14 protein-coding genes are annotated in these 17,250 nt (G+C 72.4%); 8 read left to right on the top strand and 6 right to left on the bottom strand.

The genetic code is table 11. The features are described from left to right. The first annotated feature begins 18 nt into the window (after positions 1–18). The 6 genes from MQE23_RS39530 (at position 19) to MQE23_RS39505 (ending at position 8,026) form a co-directional block, all read left to right on the top strand. A complete protein-coding gene (locus MQE23_RS39530) occupies positions 19–1,734 on the top strand; it encodes a substrate-binding domain-containing protein (protein ID WP_243381643.1) in 1,716 nt (571 codons plus the stop codon). A 268-nt stretch (positions 1,735–2,002) separates the two neighbouring features. Then, on the top strand, positions 2,003–3,130 hold the full coding sequence (locus MQE23_RS39525) for a Gfo/Idh/MocA family oxidoreductase (protein WP_020274084.1): 1,128 nt from the start codon (positions 2,003–2,005) through the stop codon (positions 3,128–3,130). Further along, positions 3,123–4,046, top strand: a complete 924-nt coding sequence (locus tag MQE23_RS39520) for a PmoA family protein (RefSeq protein ID WP_020274085.1) — start codon at positions 3,123–3,125, stop codon at positions 4,044–4,046. The genes MQE23_RS39525 and MQE23_RS39520 overlap by 8 nt, the downstream gene beginning before the upstream one ends. Next, a complete protein-coding gene (locus MQE23_RS39515) occupies positions 4,043–4,852 on the top strand; it encodes a cupin domain-containing protein (RefSeq protein WP_243381642.1) in 810 nt (269 codons plus the stop codon). Before MQE23_RS39520 ends, MQE23_RS39515 begins: the two co-directional genes overlap by 4 nt. A 14-nt stretch (positions 4,853–4,866) precedes the next feature. Continuing rightward, a complete protein-coding gene (locus MQE23_RS39510; RefSeq protein ID WP_279345172.1) occupies positions 4,867–6,357 on the top strand; it encodes a glycoside hydrolase family 43 protein in 1,491 nt (496 codons plus the stop codon). A 283-nt stretch (positions 6,358–6,640) separates the two neighbouring features. Beyond that, positions 6,641–8,026: an MFS transporter gene (locus MQE23_RS39505; protein WP_243381640.1), complete on the top strand. Its 1,386-nt coding sequence runs from the start codon at positions 6,641–6,643 to the stop codon at positions 8,024–8,026. 79 nt (positions 8,027–8,105) lie between these two features. On the opposite strand, the gene MQE23_RS39500 is transcribed toward MQE23_RS39505, so the two are convergent. The 4 genes from MQE23_RS39500 to lnt form a co-directional block, all read right to left on the bottom strand. After that, entirely contained in the window at positions 8,106–10,046 is a 1,941-nt protein-coding gene (locus MQE23_RS39500) for a GAF domain-containing protein (RefSeq protein WP_037670529.1), read from the bottom strand. 74 nt (positions 10,047–10,120) lie between these two features. Further along, complete coding sequence (locus MQE23_RS39495) at positions 10,121–10,921, bottom strand: 3-hydroxybutyrate dehydrogenase (RefSeq protein ID WP_037670531.1); 801 nt, start codon at positions 10,919–10,921, stop codon at positions 10,121–10,123. A gap of 54 nt (positions 10,922–10,975) precedes the next feature. After that, positions 10,976–11,455 (bottom strand): NUDIX domain-containing protein, encoded by a 480-nt coding sequence (locus MQE23_RS39490; RefSeq protein WP_020274091.1) that lies wholly within the window; start codon positions 11,453–11,455, stop codon positions 10,976–10,978. Positions 11,456–11,522: 67 nt separating this feature from the next. Beyond that, positions 11,523–13,139 carry an apolipoprotein N-acyltransferase gene (gene lnt / locus MQE23_RS39485; protein ID WP_243381639.1) on the bottom strand — a complete coding sequence of 539 codons (1,617 nt, stop codon included), beginning with the start codon at positions 13,137–13,139 and terminating at the stop codon, positions 11,523–11,525. Positions 13,140–13,437: 298 nt separating this feature from the next. On the opposite strand from lnt, the gene MQE23_RS39480 reads away from it, so the two are divergent. Next, positions 13,438–14,463, top strand: a complete 1,026-nt coding sequence (locus MQE23_RS39480; protein ID WP_243381638.1) for an O-antigen ligase family protein — start codon at positions 13,438–13,440, stop codon at positions 14,461–14,463. 12 nt (positions 14,464–14,475) lie between these two features. Here MQE23_RS39480 and MQE23_RS39475 read toward each other — a convergent pair whose 3' ends face one another. Continuing rightward, positions 14,476–15,030 (bottom strand): hypothetical protein, encoded by a 555-nt coding sequence (locus MQE23_RS39475; RefSeq protein ID WP_020274095.1) that lies wholly within the window; start codon positions 15,028–15,030, stop codon positions 14,476–14,478. 190 nt (positions 15,031–15,220) lie between these two features. Continuing rightward, positions 15,221–16,006: an aspartate/glutamate racemase family protein gene (locus MQE23_RS39470; protein WP_243381637.1), complete on the bottom strand. Its 786-nt coding sequence runs from the start codon at positions 16,004–16,006 to the stop codon at positions 15,221–15,223. 39 nt (positions 16,007–16,045) lie between these two features. Here MQE23_RS39470 and MQE23_RS39465 point away from each other — a divergent pair, with 39 nt between their 5' ends. Next, complete coding sequence (locus tag MQE23_RS39465) at positions 16,046–17,239, top strand: glycosyltransferase (RefSeq protein WP_243381636.1); 1,194 nt, start codon at positions 16,046–16,048, stop codon at positions 17,237–17,239. Positions 17,240–17,250 lie beyond the last annotated feature (11 nt).

Below are 17,250 nucleotides of genomic sequence, written 5' to 3'. Positions count from 1 at the left end.
TCGTGTAATGATTGCTGTATGACTCAGGCCGACGTGTTGCGGGCTCTGGACGCCAGGGCCGCCGGCCAGTGGGGTCTGGTGACCACCGCACAGGCCAAGCTGGACGGTGTGCAGGGCGTCCAGCTCCTGCGGCTGGAGCGGTCCGGGGCGCTGGAGAGTGTCGGCCACGGGGTGTACCGCCTGGCCGCCTCTCCCCCGCCGGAGCACCTCAGGATCAAGGTCGCGTGGCTGCGGCTGGATCCCGGGACCCCGGTGCGGGACCGCCGTACCGACGGCCCCAGGTCGGGCGTCGTCTCCCACACCTCCGCGTGTGCGGTGCACGGCCTGGGCGGCCGGCCTCACGACCCTGTGGAACTGACGGTCTCGTCACGCCGTACCACGCGTGACGAGACCGTCGTGCTGCACCGCGCCGCCATGGACGCCGAGGACATCACCGTCGTCGACGGGCTGCCCGTCACCACCGTGCCGCGTACCGTCGTCGACCTGCTGGAAGCCCGTGCCGACGCGGCCCGCGCGGGCGCGTTCGTCGCCGAAGCCGCCGACCGTGACCTGGTGCGCGTCGACGACCTCGCGCCACGGGTCGCGGGCTTCGCCGGTGCCTACGGACTGCCCGCGGAGGCATCCGGCGCGGAGCTGCTGGAGTTCCTGTGCGAGCAGGCGGGGCGCCCTCTGCGGGCGCGGAAGGCCGGTCGGTCCACCGAGAAAGTCGCCGGCCCGGGGGCGGCCTCCACCCCGGAGAGGAAGCGGCCGACCATATGGGAGGTCGCCGAGCGGGCCGGCGTGTCGCACCAGACCGTGTCCCGGTTCCTGAAGAACGACAGCGGCATGAAGCCGGCGACGCGAGCGAGGATCGAGCGCGCCGTCGCCGAGCTGGACTACCGGCCCAACCTCATGGCGCGGTCGATGCGCACACAGCGGTCCCACCGGATCACCATCGTACTGCCCGAGTTGAGCGGCTTTGTTCCGATTCCTCTGCTGAGAGGTGCCTCGACCGCGGCGCACGAGGCCGGGTACATGACCGACGTCGTCGGGCTGGAGGGCGGCGAGTCGCGGCGCGCCCGCAGCGTGCTGTCCCTGCTGGAGACCCGGCAGGCGGGCGGGGTGCTGTCCCTGGTGCCGCTCGGGGACCTCGCCGGCGGCCAGGGCACCGGGCAGCGGCCCGTGGTGGTGCTGGGCGAGTACGACGACAACCTCCAGTCCCGGGGACGGCTGGCCGACGGACGGCCCGCCGAGGAGATCCTGCGTCACCTCGCGGACCAGGGACACCGCCGGTTCCTCCACGTCGCCGGCTCACAGGACTGGGCCTCGGCACGCAACCGGCGGGCGGTCTACGTGGAGGCGGTCGAGCGACTGGGCCTCACGTCCTACGGCGTCGTCGACGGGGACTGGTCCGTGCGCTCCGGCTACGAGGCCGCGCGGGACCTGCCGGCCGACTCCGGCGTCACGGCCGTACTGGCCGCCAACGACTACGTCGCCCTGGGCGTACTCCGCGGCTTCCAGGACCGCGGTGTGCGGGTGCCCGAGGAGATGAGTGTCTTCGGCTGGGACGACGAGGAGTTCACTCGGTACTTCTCGCCGAGCATCTCGACGGTGCACATCAACAAGGAAGAAGTAGGCCGCCGTTCGATGCTGTCGCTGCTCGCGCTTCTGCGCGGCGAGCCCGCGCCGGAGTCCGAGGTCGAGGATCTGTTCCACCTCGTGCCGCGTGGGTCGAGCGGCCCGGCCCCCGGCTGAGCCCGACAACGTTCCCGCAGGGACGTCAACGCGAAAAGTGAACGATCACTGAGAAACTCTTGACCACAAAGGTGACCGTTCACTACGTTCATGCTGCCGCCGTTCACATCGGCGCGAGCCGAGTTCGTCCGACAGAGCCGTTCCCCTCGACGGCACGGCCATGCGTGCACGTCCTGGGCTGAGCAGGTCGAATTCACCTTCTCCGTAAGCGGTGTGACGCCCCCTGTGCCGCGCCCAGGCACCGCCCGAGCTTCCACGAGAGAGCCACATGACTGAGTACAGCCAGCCCGCGCAGGTGGCGATCGTCGGCGCCGGAAACATCGCCGACGGTTGCCACATGCCCGCCGTCCAGGCCCAGAGCGGCGAGGCGGCCGTCACCGCCGTCGTCGACGTCGACCTGCGGCGCGCCGAGGCCTTCGCCGCCCGCTGGGGCATTCCCGCCGCCTACGACAGCCTCGACCACATGCTGCGGGAGCAACACCCGGACCTGGTCATCGTCTGCACGCCCCCGATCGCCCACGGCGAGGCCATCACCGCCTGTCTGGACGCCGGCGCGTCGGTGTGGTGCGAGAAGCCTCCCACCCTCTCGGTGGCCGAGTACGACGCCGTCGCCGCCCACGAGCGCGAGGGCGGCCCGTATGTCTCCTACGTCTTCCAGCACCGGTTCGGGTCCGCCGCCCGGGCCCTGCGGGAACACATCCGCACCGGCAGCCTCGGCACTCCCCTGGTCGGCGTCTGCCACACCCTGTGGTACCGGGACGACGCCTACTTCGAGGTCCCCTGGCGCGGCAAGTGGGAGACCGAGGGCGGTGGCCCCACCATGGGCCACGGCATCCACCAGATGGACCTCATGCTGTCCCTGATGGGCGAATGGACCGAAGTCCGCGCCGCCATGGGCACGTTGGCCCGCGACGTGGAGACCGAGGACGTCTCCATGGCCATGGTCCGCTTCGCCAGTGGTGCCATGGTGTCCGTGGTCAACAGCCTCCTCTCCCCCCGCGAGACCAGCTACCTGCGCCTCGACTTCCCCGAGGCCACGGTCGAGTTGTCCCACCTGTACGGCTACGACAACTCCCACTGGACGTGGACCCCCGCGCCCCACCGGGTCGGCGCCACGGCCGTGGAGCTCGGAGCGCCGCTCGACGACGAAGCCAGTTCGCACGCCGCGCAACTGCGCGTGCTGCTGCGGTCGCTGCGCGCGGGGGAACGCCCCGAGGCCAGCGGCGACGACGGCCGCCGCGCCCTGGCCTTCATCGCCGCCCTGTACGAGTCGGCGCGGACCGGACGCCCCGTCACCCCGGACATGATCACCCCGGCCAGCCCCATCTACCACTCCATGAGCGGTCGCCCCCACACCGCCCGGGACAACGCCGCCAAGGAGAAGACCGGTGTCTGACACTCACATCCACATCGACCACGACGCCGCCGGAAGCCAGTTCGTGGTCTCGGCCGCGGGCACGGAACTCGCCACGTACGTCTATCGGCCGGACACCCCCCTCGAAGAGTCCCCCAAGCCCTACCTCTATCCGCTGAGAACCCTCTCCGGCGCACCCGTGGGCGTGTACCGGCCCTGGGACCACCGCTGGCACAAGGGTCTGCAGATGACCTGGTCGCATCTGTCCGGCGACAACTTCTGGGGCGGTCCGACCTTCGAACAGGGCGCGCCCGGCCATGGCTACGTCTGGCGTGAGAACCACGGTCGACAGGTGCACCGCGCCTTCGAGCCGCAGGACCCCGTCGGCGGTGGAGTGTCCGTCGTCCAGAGCCTGGACTGGGTCTCCTCCAGCGACGAGGTGTGGATCGACGAGACGCGCACCCTCCGCTTCCACAGCGCCGACACCGCCGACGGAGTCTGGGCGCTGGACTTCACCACCGCCCTGACCAACGTCCACCGCGAACCGCTGGAGATGGGCAGCCCCACCACGCACGGCCGCCCGGGCGCCGGCTACACGGGACTCTTCTGGCGCGGGCCGCGGGCCTGGACCGGCGCGGACATCATCGCCGACGGGGGCCACGAAGGCGACGCCGTCATGGGCACCCGGGGCGCCTGGGCGGCCATCAGCGGCGAGCACGACGAACTCGACGGCGGCGCCACGGTCCTCGCCTACGCCGGCACCACCAGCGCGTCCACCCCGCTGACGTGGTTCGCCCGCAGCAGCGCCTTCGCCTGCCTCAACCCCTCGCCCGCCTTCGACACGGAGATCAAGCTGGAACCCGGCAAGACCCTGCACCTGACCCACCGCTTCGTGTTCCTCGACCGCATGGTGGGCCGCCACGAACTCGAACCGATCGCGCGGAGGTTCGCGCTGTGACCCCCCTCCCCGACTTCCCCGGAGCCGTGGGGCTCAGCCGGCTCCAGGTGTACCCCTGGCCCACAGCGGACGGCGAACACGGCGGCTCGCCGCACATGCACCTCACCTGCGCGGAGTGCTACGTCGTCGTCAGCGGCCGCGGCCGACTGGAGACCCTCAACTACAAGGGCCACACGACGACCGAGTTGCGTCCCGGAGACGTCGTCTGGTTCACCCCCGGCACGATCCACCGAGCCATCAACGACGAGGACCTGCGCGTGATCGTCGTCATGCAGAACAGTGGTCTGCCCGAGGCGGGCGACGCGGTCATGACGTTCCCGCCCGAGTACCTGTCCCCCGAGACCTACCCGGACGCGGCCTCACTCGTCGACACCGACGGCAACCCCAGCCACGAGCGCGCTCAGGCTCGCAGGGATCTGGCCGTCGCAGGCTTCACCGAACTGAAGCGGCAGTGGCGGCGAGGAAACCGCTCGGCGTACGAGGACTTCTGCGCGGCAGCGGTACGCCTCGTCCAGCCCCGCCTGGAGGCCTGGCAGAAGACGGTCAGCGACGGTGCGCTGGCCGCCGCGCACACCGCACTCCAGCAGATCGACGCACTGCGGCAGTGCCGCTTCGACCACCTGTTCAGCGCGGAGGTCTCGCGTATCGCCCGCCCTTCCGTGCAGACGCTGGGCATGTGCGGTTTCCTGCGTGCCTACGACCCGGCCCGCCGGGCCGGCTCATCGGCCGGGCCGAAGTCAGGCCTGTTCGCGGACGACGTCGATGAACGTGTCGGACCGGGTGCTGATCTGCCCGGGTTGAGCTGAGGAAGGCGTTTCGCATGAGTTCGATACTGCCGGAGGGCGGTCGAAGCGCGGATGCCGCGACCACCCCGATCTTGTCTGGGATGTACCCCGATCCATCGGTATGCCGGGTCGGAGAGGACTTCTATCTGGCGAATTCGTCGTTCGAGTACAGCCCCGGCATTCCGATCTGGCATTCCCGGGACCTGGTGTCCTGGCGTCAGATCGGCAACGCCCTGACGCGGGAGGAGCAGTTCCCCGCGGGCCGGTCGCCATCGAGTCGCGGCATCTACGCCCCGACGCTGCGCCATCACGGGGGCCGGTTCTGGCTGATCACCACGAACATCGACGACCCTCGCGGCGGCCATCAGATCTACCGGGCGAGCGACCCGGCCGGGCCGTGGTCCGCGCCGATGTGCCTCACCGAACTCGACGGCATAGACCCGGACCTGGCTTGGGACGACGAGGGTACGTGCCTGGTCACGTACTGCTCGTGGTCGGAGACCGAGATCGGCATCAGGCAGGTGGCGTTCGATCTGGAGCAGGGCGTGCTCCTCGAACAGCCGCGGTGGATCTGGCACGGCACCGGCCTGGCCCATTCCGAGGGGCCGCACCTGTACCGGCGCGGCGCATGGTGGTACCTGGTCATCGCCGAGGGCGGCACCGACCGGGGCCACGTGGTGTCGGTGGCACGCTCGCGGAGCCCACGAGGGCCCTTCGAGGACGCAGCGCACAATCCGGTCTTCACCCACCGCAGCACGGCTCATCCCGTCCAGAACGTCGGTCATGCCGATCTGGTCGAGCGTCCCGACGGCACGTGGGCAGCGGTGTATCTCGGCACCCGGCCACGAGGCCGCAGTCCCCGCTTCCACGTCAACGGGCGTGAGACGTTCCTCGCCGATGTCACCTGGGTGGACGACTGGCCGCGGTTCGAACCGGCCAGAGGCCATGTCCCCACGGGACAGCGGGACTTCGAGGACGACTTCTGCGCGCCCGGACTGGATCCCAGGTGGGTCTCACCAGGGCAGCGTCCCGACCGGTTCGTGCACAGCGCGCCGGAAGGGGTGGTCGTGGGGCACGCCCTGAGCGAGACCGGCGAGCCCTCGGGACTGTTCACGCGGGTCGGCGGCGACCGATGGGAGGCCGACTTCGTCGTCGATCCGGGCGAGGGCGCGTTCACCGTCGCCCTACGGCTCGACGGTGCCCACTGGTACGGCCTGCACGTTGCCGAGGGCGAAGTCACCGCCGTCGCACGGATCGGACAGGTCCGGTCGGTTCTCGGCTCCCGCCCGCTGCCCGATTCCCCTGTCACCCTGCGCGTCCGCTCCACGGAGCCCACTTGGCACGGACCGGACGACATCGAACTGGGCATCGGTCACGGAACCGGCATGGATGTCCTCGCCCGCCTGGACGGACGCTACCTTTCCACCGAAGTGGCGGGCGGGTTCACCGGGCGCTTGGTCGGTGTGTGGGCCGAGTCGAGGGAGGTCCTCGTGCGCCGGGTCCGGTTCACCGAACGGCGGGTGTGACACCGCCCCGTAGCGGATGCAGGCCGCAAAGAGTGCTCTGGGGCCGACCTCCGGCACGGGAGCCAGCACCGCACCGTCAAATCACCCCGAACTACGCGTCCCGGACGGCACTCGTCTCGACCGCCATCGAGCCCCTGAACCGCCGTCCCATACGTCGGCATGGTGGCCACACGCATAGCCAACCCTCGAACTATGTTGCCCCGCCACATGTGCCCCTGACCTGCGGATTCCTACGGTATGGCGACACGAAACCGTCCCCGCCAACCGTCAGGAAGTGGTGCCGATGTCCACCCCCGCGACCGCTCCCCCACCCCCCGCCAGCCTCAAACGCATCGTCGCCGCCAGCCTCATCGGCACCACCATCGAGTGGTACGACTTCTTCCTGTACGGCTCCGCCGCCGCCCTCGTGTTCAACAAGCTGTTCTTCCCCGACTCCGACCCGCTCGTCGGCACACTGCTGTCGTTCCTGACGTACGCGGTCGGGTTCGCCGCCCGGCCGCTCGGTGCGCTGGTGTTCGGGCACTACGGTGACCGGCTGGGGCGCAAGAAGCTGCTGGTGCTGAGTCTGCTGCTGATGGGCGGGGCGACCTTCGCGATCGGGCTGCTGCCCACGCACGCCACCATCGGGACGGCCGCGCCGGTCCTGCTCACCGTGCTCCGGCTGGTCCAGGGGTTCGCGCTCGGCGGCGAGTGGGGCGGTGCCGTGCTGCTGGTGTCGGAGCACGGGGACGCGCGCCGACGTGGGTTCTGGGCCTCGTGGCCGCAGACCGGCGCACCGGCGGGACAACTCCTCGCCACCGGCGTGCTGTCCGTGCTGACCGCCGTGCTGTCGGACGCCGCGTTCGGCAGCTGGGGCTGGCGGATCCCGTTCCTGCTCTCCGGCGTGCTGGTGATCGTCGGTTTGTGGATTCGTCTGTCTGTCGATGAATCGCCCGTCTTCAAGCAGGCGTTGGCGCAGGCCGAGGCCCGCAAGGCGGACCGGGCCGCGGTTGCCGAGAAGCTGCCGCTCGTCGCCGTGCTGCGGCATCACTGGCGTGACGTCCTGGTCGCGATGGGCGCGCGCATGGCGGAGAACATCAGCTACTACGTCATCACCGCGTTCATCCTCGTCTACGCCACCACCTCGGCCGGGCTCTCCAAGCAGACCGCGCTCAACGCCGTACTGATCGCCTCGGCCGTGCACTTCGCCGCCATCCCGGCGTGGGGCGCGCTCTCCGACCGGCTCGGCCGCCGTCCCGTGTATCTGATCGGCGCGGTCGGGGTCGGGCTGTGGATGTTCCCGTTCTTCGCGCTGATCGACACCGGCGGCTTCGGCAACCTGATCCTCGCCGTCACCGTCGGGCTGGTGCTGCACGGGGCGATGTACGCGCCCCAGGCCGCGTTCTTCTCCGAGATGTTCGCGACGCGGATGCGCTACTCCGGCGCGTCCATCGGCGCCCAGTTCGCCTCGGTCGCGGCGGGCGCGCCCGCGCCGCTGATCGCCACCGCGCTGCTGTCCGACTACGGCAGTTCCACGCCGATCGCCCTGTACGTCATCGCCGCCGCCGTGCTCACGGTGATCTCGGTGGCGGCGGCCAAGGAGACCCGCCACCGGGATCTGGCCGATGTCGCTCCTCCGGCCGACGCCGACCGGACGACGGCACCGGCGGCGGACGCCCGTTCTCTCTGAGCCGTCCCGGCACCGGCCCCCGTGCCTGCCTCACCGCGTACGGGGGCCGCCTACGGGTGACAGGGCCCGCCCACAGGTGTCAGTGCCGCGCCGACAACCGGTGCAGCCGCAGGGCGAGTTGGATCTCCAGGGCGCGGGCCGGGCTCTGCCAGTCGTCGCCGAGGAGACGGCCGACGCGCTCCAGGCGCTGGGCGACCGTGTTCACATGGACGTGCAGCTCGTCCTTGGTGCGGGCCGGGCTCATACCGCAGGCGAAGTACGCGTCGAGGGTGCGCAGCAGTTCCGTGCCGCGGCGCCGGTCGTACGCGACGACCTGGCCGATGGTGCGGTCGACGAAGCCGGGGATGTCCCGGTCGCCGGCCAGGAGCAGCCCGAGGAAGCCGAAGTCCTCGGCCGCGGCCCCGTCCCCGGAGCGGCCGAGGAGCCGCAGGGCGTCGAGGCAGCGCCGGGCCTCGGAGTAGGCCGTGGCCACGGTGTCGGGGCGGGTGGCGAGGTTCTCGGCGGGTGCGGAGGCGCCGACGGTGACCGGTGCGTGGACCGCTGTGCCCAGGTGCCGGGCGGCGCGGCGGGCCAGTTCGGTGGCGGTGTCGCCGGGGCCGAGGGGCAGCAGCAGGACGGTGCCGCCGTCGCGTGCGGCGGCCAGGCCGTGCCGGGTCGCGGCGAGGTGGGACGCGGCGGCGGCCAGGCGTCTGCGGGCGTCCGCCTCCTGGTCGGCGTCGGGCGCGTCGCCCTCCAGGCGTGCGGCCAGCACCACGTGGACCGCGTCGAGGTCGGCGTGCAGGCGGGCAGCGCGCTCCCGCAGCAGGCGCGGGTCGCGGTCGCGGGCGTCGAGCAGGTCGTCCAGGAGTTCGCCGCGCACGCGTTGTTCGGCCTCGGCCGCGGACCGGCGGGCCAGGAGCAGCAGGGACGTGACCATGGCGGCGCGCTCCAGGGTGCGCTGGTCGACGGGGTCGAGCCCCGGGTGGCCCCGCAGCACGAGTGCGCCGAGCAGTTCCCCGCCGGCTGCGACGGCGGCGATCCAGTCGTCCTCGTACCGCACGGCGTGGCCCTCCGCGCGGGACGCCTCCAGGGCCTCGGCCGGTGCCGCGGCGGCCTCGGTGAACTCGACCGTGCCGTCGAGGACTTCGGCGACGGCGGCGGCCACGTCGTGGACACCGCCGCCGCGCAGGACGAGCTCGGCGAGCCGGTCGTGCACGTCGGAGGCGCGTTCGATGACGCCGCTGCGGTCCTGGATGATCTCGTTGGCCCGCTCCAGACCGGCGAGGGCCGACCGGGTCTCGGCGAGCAGGTTGGCGGTGTCGATGGCGGCCGCGGCGAGGGCGGCGAAGGAGCCGAGCAGGGCGATCTGCTCCCGCTCGAAGACCCGGGCGCGGCGGTCCGCGGCGAACAGCACGCCGATGACGTGGTGCCCGAGCGTGAGCGGCACGCCGAGGATGGCCACGAGCCCCTCGTCCCGCACGCCGGCGTCGATGGTGAGGGTGTGCTGGAAGCGGTCGTCCTTGAAGTAGTCGTCGGTGACATAGGGGCGTGCGGTCTGTGCGACGAGGCCGCCGAGCCCCTCTCCCATGCCGAGCCGCAACTGCTGGAACCGGGCCGCGACCGAGCCCTCGGTGACCCGCATGTAGGTGTCGCCCCGCGCCGGGTCGTTGAGGCTGAGGTAGGCGACGTCCGTGCCCAGCAGCGACCGGGCGCGCTGCACGATCGCCTGGAGCACTGCGTCGAGGTCGCGCAGCCCGGCGAGGTCGTGGGCGGTCTCGAACAGTGCCGACAGCTCGGCCTCGCGGCGGCGCCGTCCCTCCAGCTCCGAGCGGACGCGCAGGGCGAGCGGCTTGGCCCGCTGGAGAGCGGCGATCCACTCCGCCGGCCGTCCTTCGGCGCGCGCGAGCAGCACCGGCTGCTCGTAGGCGTCGGCGGACGCGCCCCGGGCCAGGAGCTCGAGATACGGCGTCTCCGCGCCGGCCGGTGGCGGTTCGGCGCGGCCGGCGGAGCGGTCGGCTGACTGCACGTGATCGCTGGGCATGCTCACAGGATTCACCATGACCGGGCCGTCCCGTCAGCCCTGTGGACAACTCCTGGGCGGACGGGGCCGGAGGCTCAGTGGGCGGTCCAGCCGCCGTCGAGCACGAGTGAGGTACCGGTCACGAAGGACGCCTGCGGACCGCACAGATACGCCACGGCCTCGGCGACCTCATCCGGCTCGATGAGCCGCTTGACGGCACTGTCCTGGAGCAGCACCTCGGACAGGACGCGCTCCTCGGGGATGCCGTGCGCCCGGGCCTGGTCGGCGAGCTGTTTCTCGACCAGTGGGGTGCGCACATAGGCGGGGTTCACACAGTTCGAGGTGACACCGTGGGACGCGCCTTCCAGGGCGGTGGTCTTGGAGAGTCCCTCCAGCCCGTGTTTGGCGGCCACATAGGCCGACTTGTAAGCCGAGGCGCGCAGCCCATGGACGGACGACACGTTCACGATGCGCCCCCAGCCCTGTCCGTACATGTGGGGCAGGGCGCCGCGGATGAGCCGGAAGGGTGCCTCCAGCATCACGGTGAGCACCGTGTGGAAGACGTCGGGCGGGAACTCCTCGATGGGGCGCACGAGCTGGATCCCGGCGTTGTTGACGAGGACGTCGGTGCCCGCGGCGGCGAGTTCGGCGGCGTCCAGGTCGGTGAGGTCGAGGACGTGCGGTTCCACGGTGCCCGCGAGGTCGCGGCACTGTCCGGCGAGCGCCTCCAGGCCCGCGGCGTCCCGGTCGACCGCTCTCACCTTCGCCCCGGCGGCCGCGAGCCGCAGCGCGCAGGCGCGGCCGATGCCGCCGGCGGCGCCGGTGACGAGCGCGGTGCGGCCGCCGAGGTCGAGCGGCAAGGCGTGGGGAGCCGGAAGGACATGGGGCGCGGTCATGCCTCGACCCTAGGCAGCACGACTGCCGCGCCCCATGTGGTCACGCCCTACAGTTCAGCCCGATGCAGTGGGGTCGAACCATGTGGGGGCGTCCGACAGGGCCTGCTTGATCCGGAACAGCCCGAACTCGTCCAGCTGGGGCAGGGCGTCGATGTCGAACCAGGCCACGTCCAGCGACTCGTCGTCGTTGACCCGTGCCTCGCCGCCGACGGCACGGCAGCGGATGGTGATGTCCATGTACTGGCAGATGTCGCCGTTCCCGTAGGTGACGGGTTCCAGGGCCTGGACGAGGACGACCCGTTCGGCGACACAGTGCACGGCCGTCTCCTCGTGGACCTCCCGCACGGCGCAGGCCGCGGGCTGCTCCCCCGGTTCCGGGATGCCGCCGATCACCGACCACTTGCGGGTGTCGGCCCGGCGGTTGAGCAGCACTCTGCCCTCGTCGTCGAAGACGAGGGCGGTGACGCCGGGGAGCCAGAGCAGCTGGTGACCGGCCGAGGCGCGGAGGGTGCGGATGAAGTCGGGAGTAGCCATGGCCCGACCCTAATAGGCGGGTTGCGGCGCCCCGGCGGGTTTCAGGCGGCGTGCGACCGGCGTACGCCTACACGTCACCGGCGCGTCGCCCGCGCAGACCGGCGCCGACGGCCCAGCCCAGTCCGCCGGCCGCCACCAGCACGAGGGCGATCTCCGGCAGGACGCCGAGCTGTGTGGCGGGCGTCTGCGAGGAACGCAGCGGCACCTTCTGCACCAGTGAGTCGGCGACGAACATGCCGGTCTTCTGCGTGATCTTCCCGTCCGGCATGATGATCGCGCTGACACCGCTGGTCACCGGCACCACCACGGTCCGGCTGTGCTCGACCGCGCGGACACGGGACATGGCGAGCTGCTGGTAGGTCATCTCGCTGCGGTCGAAGGTGGCGTTGTTGCTCGGCACGGAGATCATCTGGGCGCCGTCGGTGACCTCGGAGCGCACGGTCCAGTCGAAGGCGGCCTCGTAGCAGGTGACGAGACCGACCTTGGCGCCGTCCATGGTGAACACGCCCGGCTTGGTGCCCCTGCTGAAGTCCTGGCGGGCCATCTCCGTCCAGTTCTTGTTGATCGCCCCGACGAGCCAGCGCAGCGGGAGATACTCGCCGAACGGCTGGATCTGACGCTTGTCGTAGGTGTCGACGGGCCCCTTCGCCGGGTCCCAAAGGATCTGTTCGTTGTAGAGCTTGCCGTCCCGCTCCACGACGCCGCCGACCGAGATGGGCACGCCGATGGCCTTGGCCGCTGCGTCGATCACGGCACGGGCGTCGGGGTTGGCGAACGGATCGACGTCGGAGGAGTTCTCCGGCCACAGCACGAAGTCGGGCCGTGCGACCTCGCCGGCCTTGACCTTCGCGGCCAGGCGTTCCGTCTCGCGCGCGTGGTTGTCGAGCACGGCCCGTCGCTGGGCGTTGAACTCAAGACCCGCCCGGGGCACGTTGCCCTGGATCGCCGCGACGGTCACGCTGCCGTCCTCGGCCTTGTCACTGACCAGCGGGCGGGCCGCCACGGCCGCCACGGCCGGGACGGCCAGGCTCACCAGCCCCAAGGCCGCCGCGGTCCGGCGCACGGTGCCGGTGCGCCGCCACATCACGGCCAGGCGGACGACTTCGTACAGTCCGAAGCCGCACAGGACCACCGCGAAGCCGAGCACCGGGGTGCCGCCCACCGCGGCGATCGGCAGGAACACACCGTCCGCCTGCCCGAACGCGATCTTCCCCCAGGGGAAGCCGTCGAACGGCACACGCGCGCGTGCCGCCTCGCCGGCGATCCACAAGGCCGCCGCCCACACCGGCCATCCCGGCAGCTTCGACACGACTGCGACACCCGCGCCGACCAGCGCCACGAAGATCGCCTCGATCGCCACCAGGGCGACCCAGGGGAGCGGTCCGACCTCCACTCCGGTCCACACCAGCAGCGGCAGCAGGAAGCCGAGCCCGAAGAGGTAGCCGAGTCCGAGCCCCGCCTTCCAGCCACGGCCGCGCAGCACCCAGCCGAAGACCGCGAAGGCCGGCAGGGCCAGCCACCACAGGGTGCGGGGCGGGAAGCTGACGTAGAGGAGCAGGCCGGACAGCGCGGCTGCGGCGGCCGGGAGGAGGCGCACGAGCCGCCGGGTCCACGTCCGCGCCCCGGGCGCGGTCCGCGGTTCCAGCTGGTCCGACTCGCCGACGGAGGTTGCGGTGACGGTCACTCCCGGAGTGTAAGGCGAGCGACCTTGACGCCGACAGCGCGGTCCACGAGGTGGCGGCGTCCCGGCCTCGCCGCGTGTCTGCTGCAACGTTCCTGCTCATTTCGTCACGACACATCCACAAACCGTCCACCAGCGGCTACGGTGTGCCGAAGCCTCAGTCGCGCGGCCCGGTGGCGGCCCGTGCGACCGGGGTCTTCACAGGTCGGGGGCGACGTGGCGCGGGGGGCGGGGCGGGGTGGGTTCCAGTGGGCTGACGTCCGCGTCCGGGCAGGACGCGGACGGTGACAGACGAATCGTTGTGGACGCGGCCGGCGTCGTGGTGCTGGGGGCCTGCGCCGGCTGGTCCCTGATCACGGCGGCGATGCACGACGGCCGGCCCGAGGGTGTGCTGCTCGCGGTGCTGGCCGTGGCGGCCGGTTACGCAGCCGGGCGGATCGGCGGGGCGCTGCTGCCGGTCGGCGCGCCCTGCGCCGGGGCCTTGGCGGGTATCGGGCTGACCGTGGCCGTGCCGCACCTCGCGCCGGGCCCGCAGATCACCACCCCTTTGGGGCACGCCGGGGCGACGGCTGCCGTGCTGACGCTGTCAGCCGGTGCCGCGTGCTGCGCGGCCTGGGCCGCTCGCGTTCCGGCCGTGCGGTTCGCCCTGCGGCTGACGGCTGCCGGGGCCGCGGGAGTGGCGGCCGTGCTCGGCTCGGCCACCGGATGCGTCGCCTGTCTCGCGGTGCTGTTGTGTTCGCTGGCCGCCGGCCGCACCCGTCACCGCGGCGCGGGCCTCGCCGCACTGGGCGCGGTCGCCGTCCTGGTGACCGGCCTGACGTGGGCGGTCGCGGCAAGGACCGTACCGGGCGGGCTCGCGGCAGCCCTGGAGGAGCGGCTGACACCGCACCGCGTGCAGCTCTGGCAGGACGCATGGCATCTGCTGCGCGACGACGCCGCCCTGGGTGTCGGCCCGGGGCGCTTCGGGGAGCTGAGCACGACGTCCGCTCAGTCGCTGCTGTCCGACGGCAAGCCCCACTCGGCATCCCTCCAGCAGGCGGCCGAACAGGGGATCGTGGGCGTGGCCCTGCTGGCTGCGGCGTTCGTCTGGGTGCTGTACGCGCTGTGGCGCAGCCCCCGCCCGGCCCCGGTGGCGCTCACCGCGGGCGCGGCCCTGACGGCGGTCGCGGTCATCGCCGCGATCGGCAACGCGCTCAGCTTCACCGCGGTGTCGGTGGGTGCGGGCCTGCTGGCGGGCATGGCCACGGCCCGGCCGCTCACCGAGGAACCGTCGAGCCCCGCGCCGGACACGCGCCCCCGGGGCGCCGGACGCACCCCGGCGTGGTGACCGGACGTCCGCTCAGTGCGCGGGAGCGCCCGGCTTGGTCCGCCCCAGCCGCGCCTTGATCACCTGTACGGCCGCCTCCGCGTCGTCCACGGTGACCGTGAAGGTGTGTCCGTCCCACAGCTCCAGCACGACGCCCTCACCCCGTCGCACGACCACCGCGGTGCCCTTCTCCGGCCGCCATCGATAACCCCAGCCACCCCAGTGCCGGGGCGTGACGTGCGAGATGTACGTGGCGCCCGCCACCTGGGAGAGCGGGATACGGCGGCGGGGCAGTCCGATGTGGCCGCAGCGCACTTCGAGGTGCTCCTGGTCGACCCGCAGGGCGACGTGCACGAAGGCGAGCGTTCCGAACAGGACCAGCAGCCCGGCGGCGATGCAGCCGACCACGGCCATGGCCAACGGGGCGATGCCGGACGTCCAGGCCGAGTCGACGGCCAGTGCGATGCCCAGCGCCATGCATGCGGCGCCGATGAGCGCCAGCAGCCACTGGACGCGGTTGGTGGCGCGGCCGGTCCAGACGTCGGTGTGCGCGTGGGGAGCGTTCTCGCCGTGGCGGTGGTCCCTCATGCCTATGAGGTTACTCAGGTTTCGCTCCGCTGGTACCTCGTGGCGGAGCGTTACTGCGCTGGCCGGGGGCTGCGCGGATCCCGTACGCCGACATTGCCGGGCCGACCCGGGTCGGCACCCCGGGCCGACCCGGGGTGCCGACGACGCGGCGCGTATCCGCACGTCGGCGACGCCGGGTGGCCGCTGCCGGTCAGCCGGCCGGCGTGACCGCCTGCAACAGCCGTCCTTCGGCGTATGCCAGGGCGGTCGCGGGCAGCGGGCCCTCGCGCCCGCTCAGCAGGACGGTCAGGCTGCCGTGCGGCGTGGCCCCCGGCGCGGGCTGCCGGCCGAGCCGGCGCAGGGCCTGCGCGGCCACGGCGCCCGCGGAGCCGTGCAGCACGAGGGGCGGCCGGCCGGGGCGCTGGACCGCGGCCCTGATGCGCTCGGCGACCAGTTCGTAGTGGGTGCAGCCCAGGACGACGGTGGTCACCTCGTCGGGGGTCAGGGCGGCAGCCGCGGACACGGCGGCGTCGATCGCCGCCTCGTCCGCGCGTTCGACGGCCTCGGCGAGGCCCCAGCAAGGCACCTCGGTGACGGGAACCCCGCCCGCGAAGTCCCGGATCAGGGTCCGCTGGTACGTGCTGCCGGTGGTGGCCGGGGTGGCCCAGATGGCGAGGTGTCCGCCGCCGGCCGCGGCCGGCTTGATCGCCGGGACGGTGCCGATGACCGGAAGCTCCGGTTCGAGGCGGGCACGCAGGGCGGTGAGCGCGTGCACCGTCGCGGTGTTGCAGCCGACGATCAGAGCGTCGGGGCGGCGCGCGGCGGCCGCCTCGGCGACGGCCAGGGCGCGCTCGGTCAGGTCCTCCGGGGTCCTCGGGCCCCACGGCATGCCGTCGGGGTCCAGGGAGAGGACGAGATCGGCGTCGGGGCGCAGCCGCCGAACCGCGGCGGTGGCCGCCAGCAGACCGATTCCTGAGTCCATGAGCGCGATCTTCACCCGATCACGATAGACGATGAGCGGTGCCGGGCGGTTCCGGTGGGGCAGACTGCGCGCGTGAGCGCCGTTGTGTGGACTGCCGCTGGATCACTCCTCGCCTGGCTGTGGCTGCTGCTCTGTCAGGGCTTCTTCTGGCGCACGGATGTGCGACTGCCACCGCGCCGGGAACCGGACGCCTGGCCGTCCGTGTGCGTCGTCGTCCCGGCCCGCGACGAGGCCGCGGTGCTCCCCGACGCACTGCCGTCGCTGCTCGGGCAGGACTATCCGGGGCGCGCGGAGGTCCTCCTCGTCGACGACGGCAGTACGGACGGCACCGGTGAACTGGCGCGAGAACTGGCGCGGCGGCACGGCGGGCTGCCGCTGACGGTGGACTCGCCGGGCGAGCCGCCCACCGGCTGGACCGGCAAGCTGTGGGCGGTGCGCCACGGCATCGGCCTGGCACGCGCGCGTGACCCCGAGTACCTGCTGCTGACGGACGCCGACATCGCGCACGCGCCGGACAGCCTGCGGGAGCTGGTGGCGGCGGCCCGTACGGGTGGGTTCGACGTCGTCTCGCAGATGGCCCGGCTGCGGGTGGAGAGCACCTGGGAGCGGCTCGTCGTGCCGGCCTTCGTCTACTTCTTCGCGCAGCTCTACCCCTTCCGCCGGATCGGCAGGAAGCGCACCCGGACGGCGGCCGCGGCCGGTGGCTGCGTCCTGCTGCGGGCGGAGGCCGCCGACCGGGCGCGGATCCCGGACGCGATCCGGCACGCCGTGATCGACGACGTGGCGCTCGCGCGGGCGGTGAAGGGCAGCGGCGGCCGTGTCTGGCTGGGGCTGGCCGACCGGGTGGACAGCGTCCGGCCGTATCCGCGGCTGGGCGACCTGTGGCGGATGGTGTCGCGCAGCGCGTACGCCCAGCTGCGGCACAACCTCCTGCTGCTGGCCGGGACGGTCGCCGGGCTGGCGCTGGTGTATCTGGTGCCGCCCGTGGCGGTCGTGACCGGCCTGGCGACGGGGAACGCGGCGGCAGCGGTCGCCGGAGCCTCGGCCTGGCTCGTGATGACGGGGACGTACGTCCCGATGCTCCGCTACTACCGGCAGCCGCTGTGGCTCGCTCCCCTGCTGCCGTTCACCGCGTTCCTCTACCTCCTCATGACGGTCGACTCGGCGGTGCAGCACTACCGGGGACGCGGCGCGGCCTGGAAGGGCCGCACCTACGCCCGCCCGGACGCCGTGCCCGACGAGAGCTGACGGCCGCGCTC

The sequence above is a fragment of the Streptomyces sp. HP-A2021 genome (assembly GCF_022807935.1).
Taxonomy (GTDB): Bacteria; Actinomycetota; Actinomycetes; order Streptomycetales; family Streptomycetaceae; genus Streptomyces; species Streptomyces afghaniensis.
This window is presented reverse-complemented; position numbering and strand designations above follow the sequence as displayed.

Excerpts from the sequence above, each read along its gene's own strand:
- MQE23_RS39530 (WP_243381643.1), top strand. The coding sequence starts at position 19 with ATGACTCAGGCCGACGTGTTGCGGGCTCTGGACGCCAGGGCCGCCGGC.
- MQE23_RS39525 (WP_020274084.1), top strand. The coding sequence starts at position 2,003 with ATGACTGAGTACAGCCAGCCCGCGCAGGTGGCGATCGTCGGCGCCGGA.
- MQE23_RS39510 (WP_279345172.1), top strand. The coding sequence starts at position 4,867 with ATGAGTTCGATACTGCCGGAGGGCGGTCGAAGCGCGGATGCCGCGACC.
- MQE23_RS39505 (WP_243381640.1), top strand. The coding sequence starts at position 6,641 with ATGTCCACCCCCGCGACCGCTCCCCCACCCCCCGCCAGCCTCAAACGC.
- MQE23_RS39500 (WP_037670529.1), bottom strand. The coding sequence starts at position 10,046 with ATGCCCAGCGATCACGTGCAGTCAGCCGACCGCTCCGCCGGCCGCGCC.
- MQE23_RS39495 (WP_037670531.1), bottom strand. The coding sequence starts at position 10,921 with ATGACCGCGCCCCATGTCCTTCCGGCTCCCCACGCCTTGCCGCTCGAC.
- MQE23_RS39490 (WP_020274091.1), bottom strand. The coding sequence starts at position 11,455 with ATGGCTACTCCCGACTTCATCCGCACCCTCCGCGCCTCGGCCGGTCAC.
- MQE23_RS39475 (WP_020274095.1), bottom strand. The coding sequence starts at position 15,030 with ATGAGGGACCACCGCCACGGCGAGAACGCTCCCCACGCGCACACCGAC.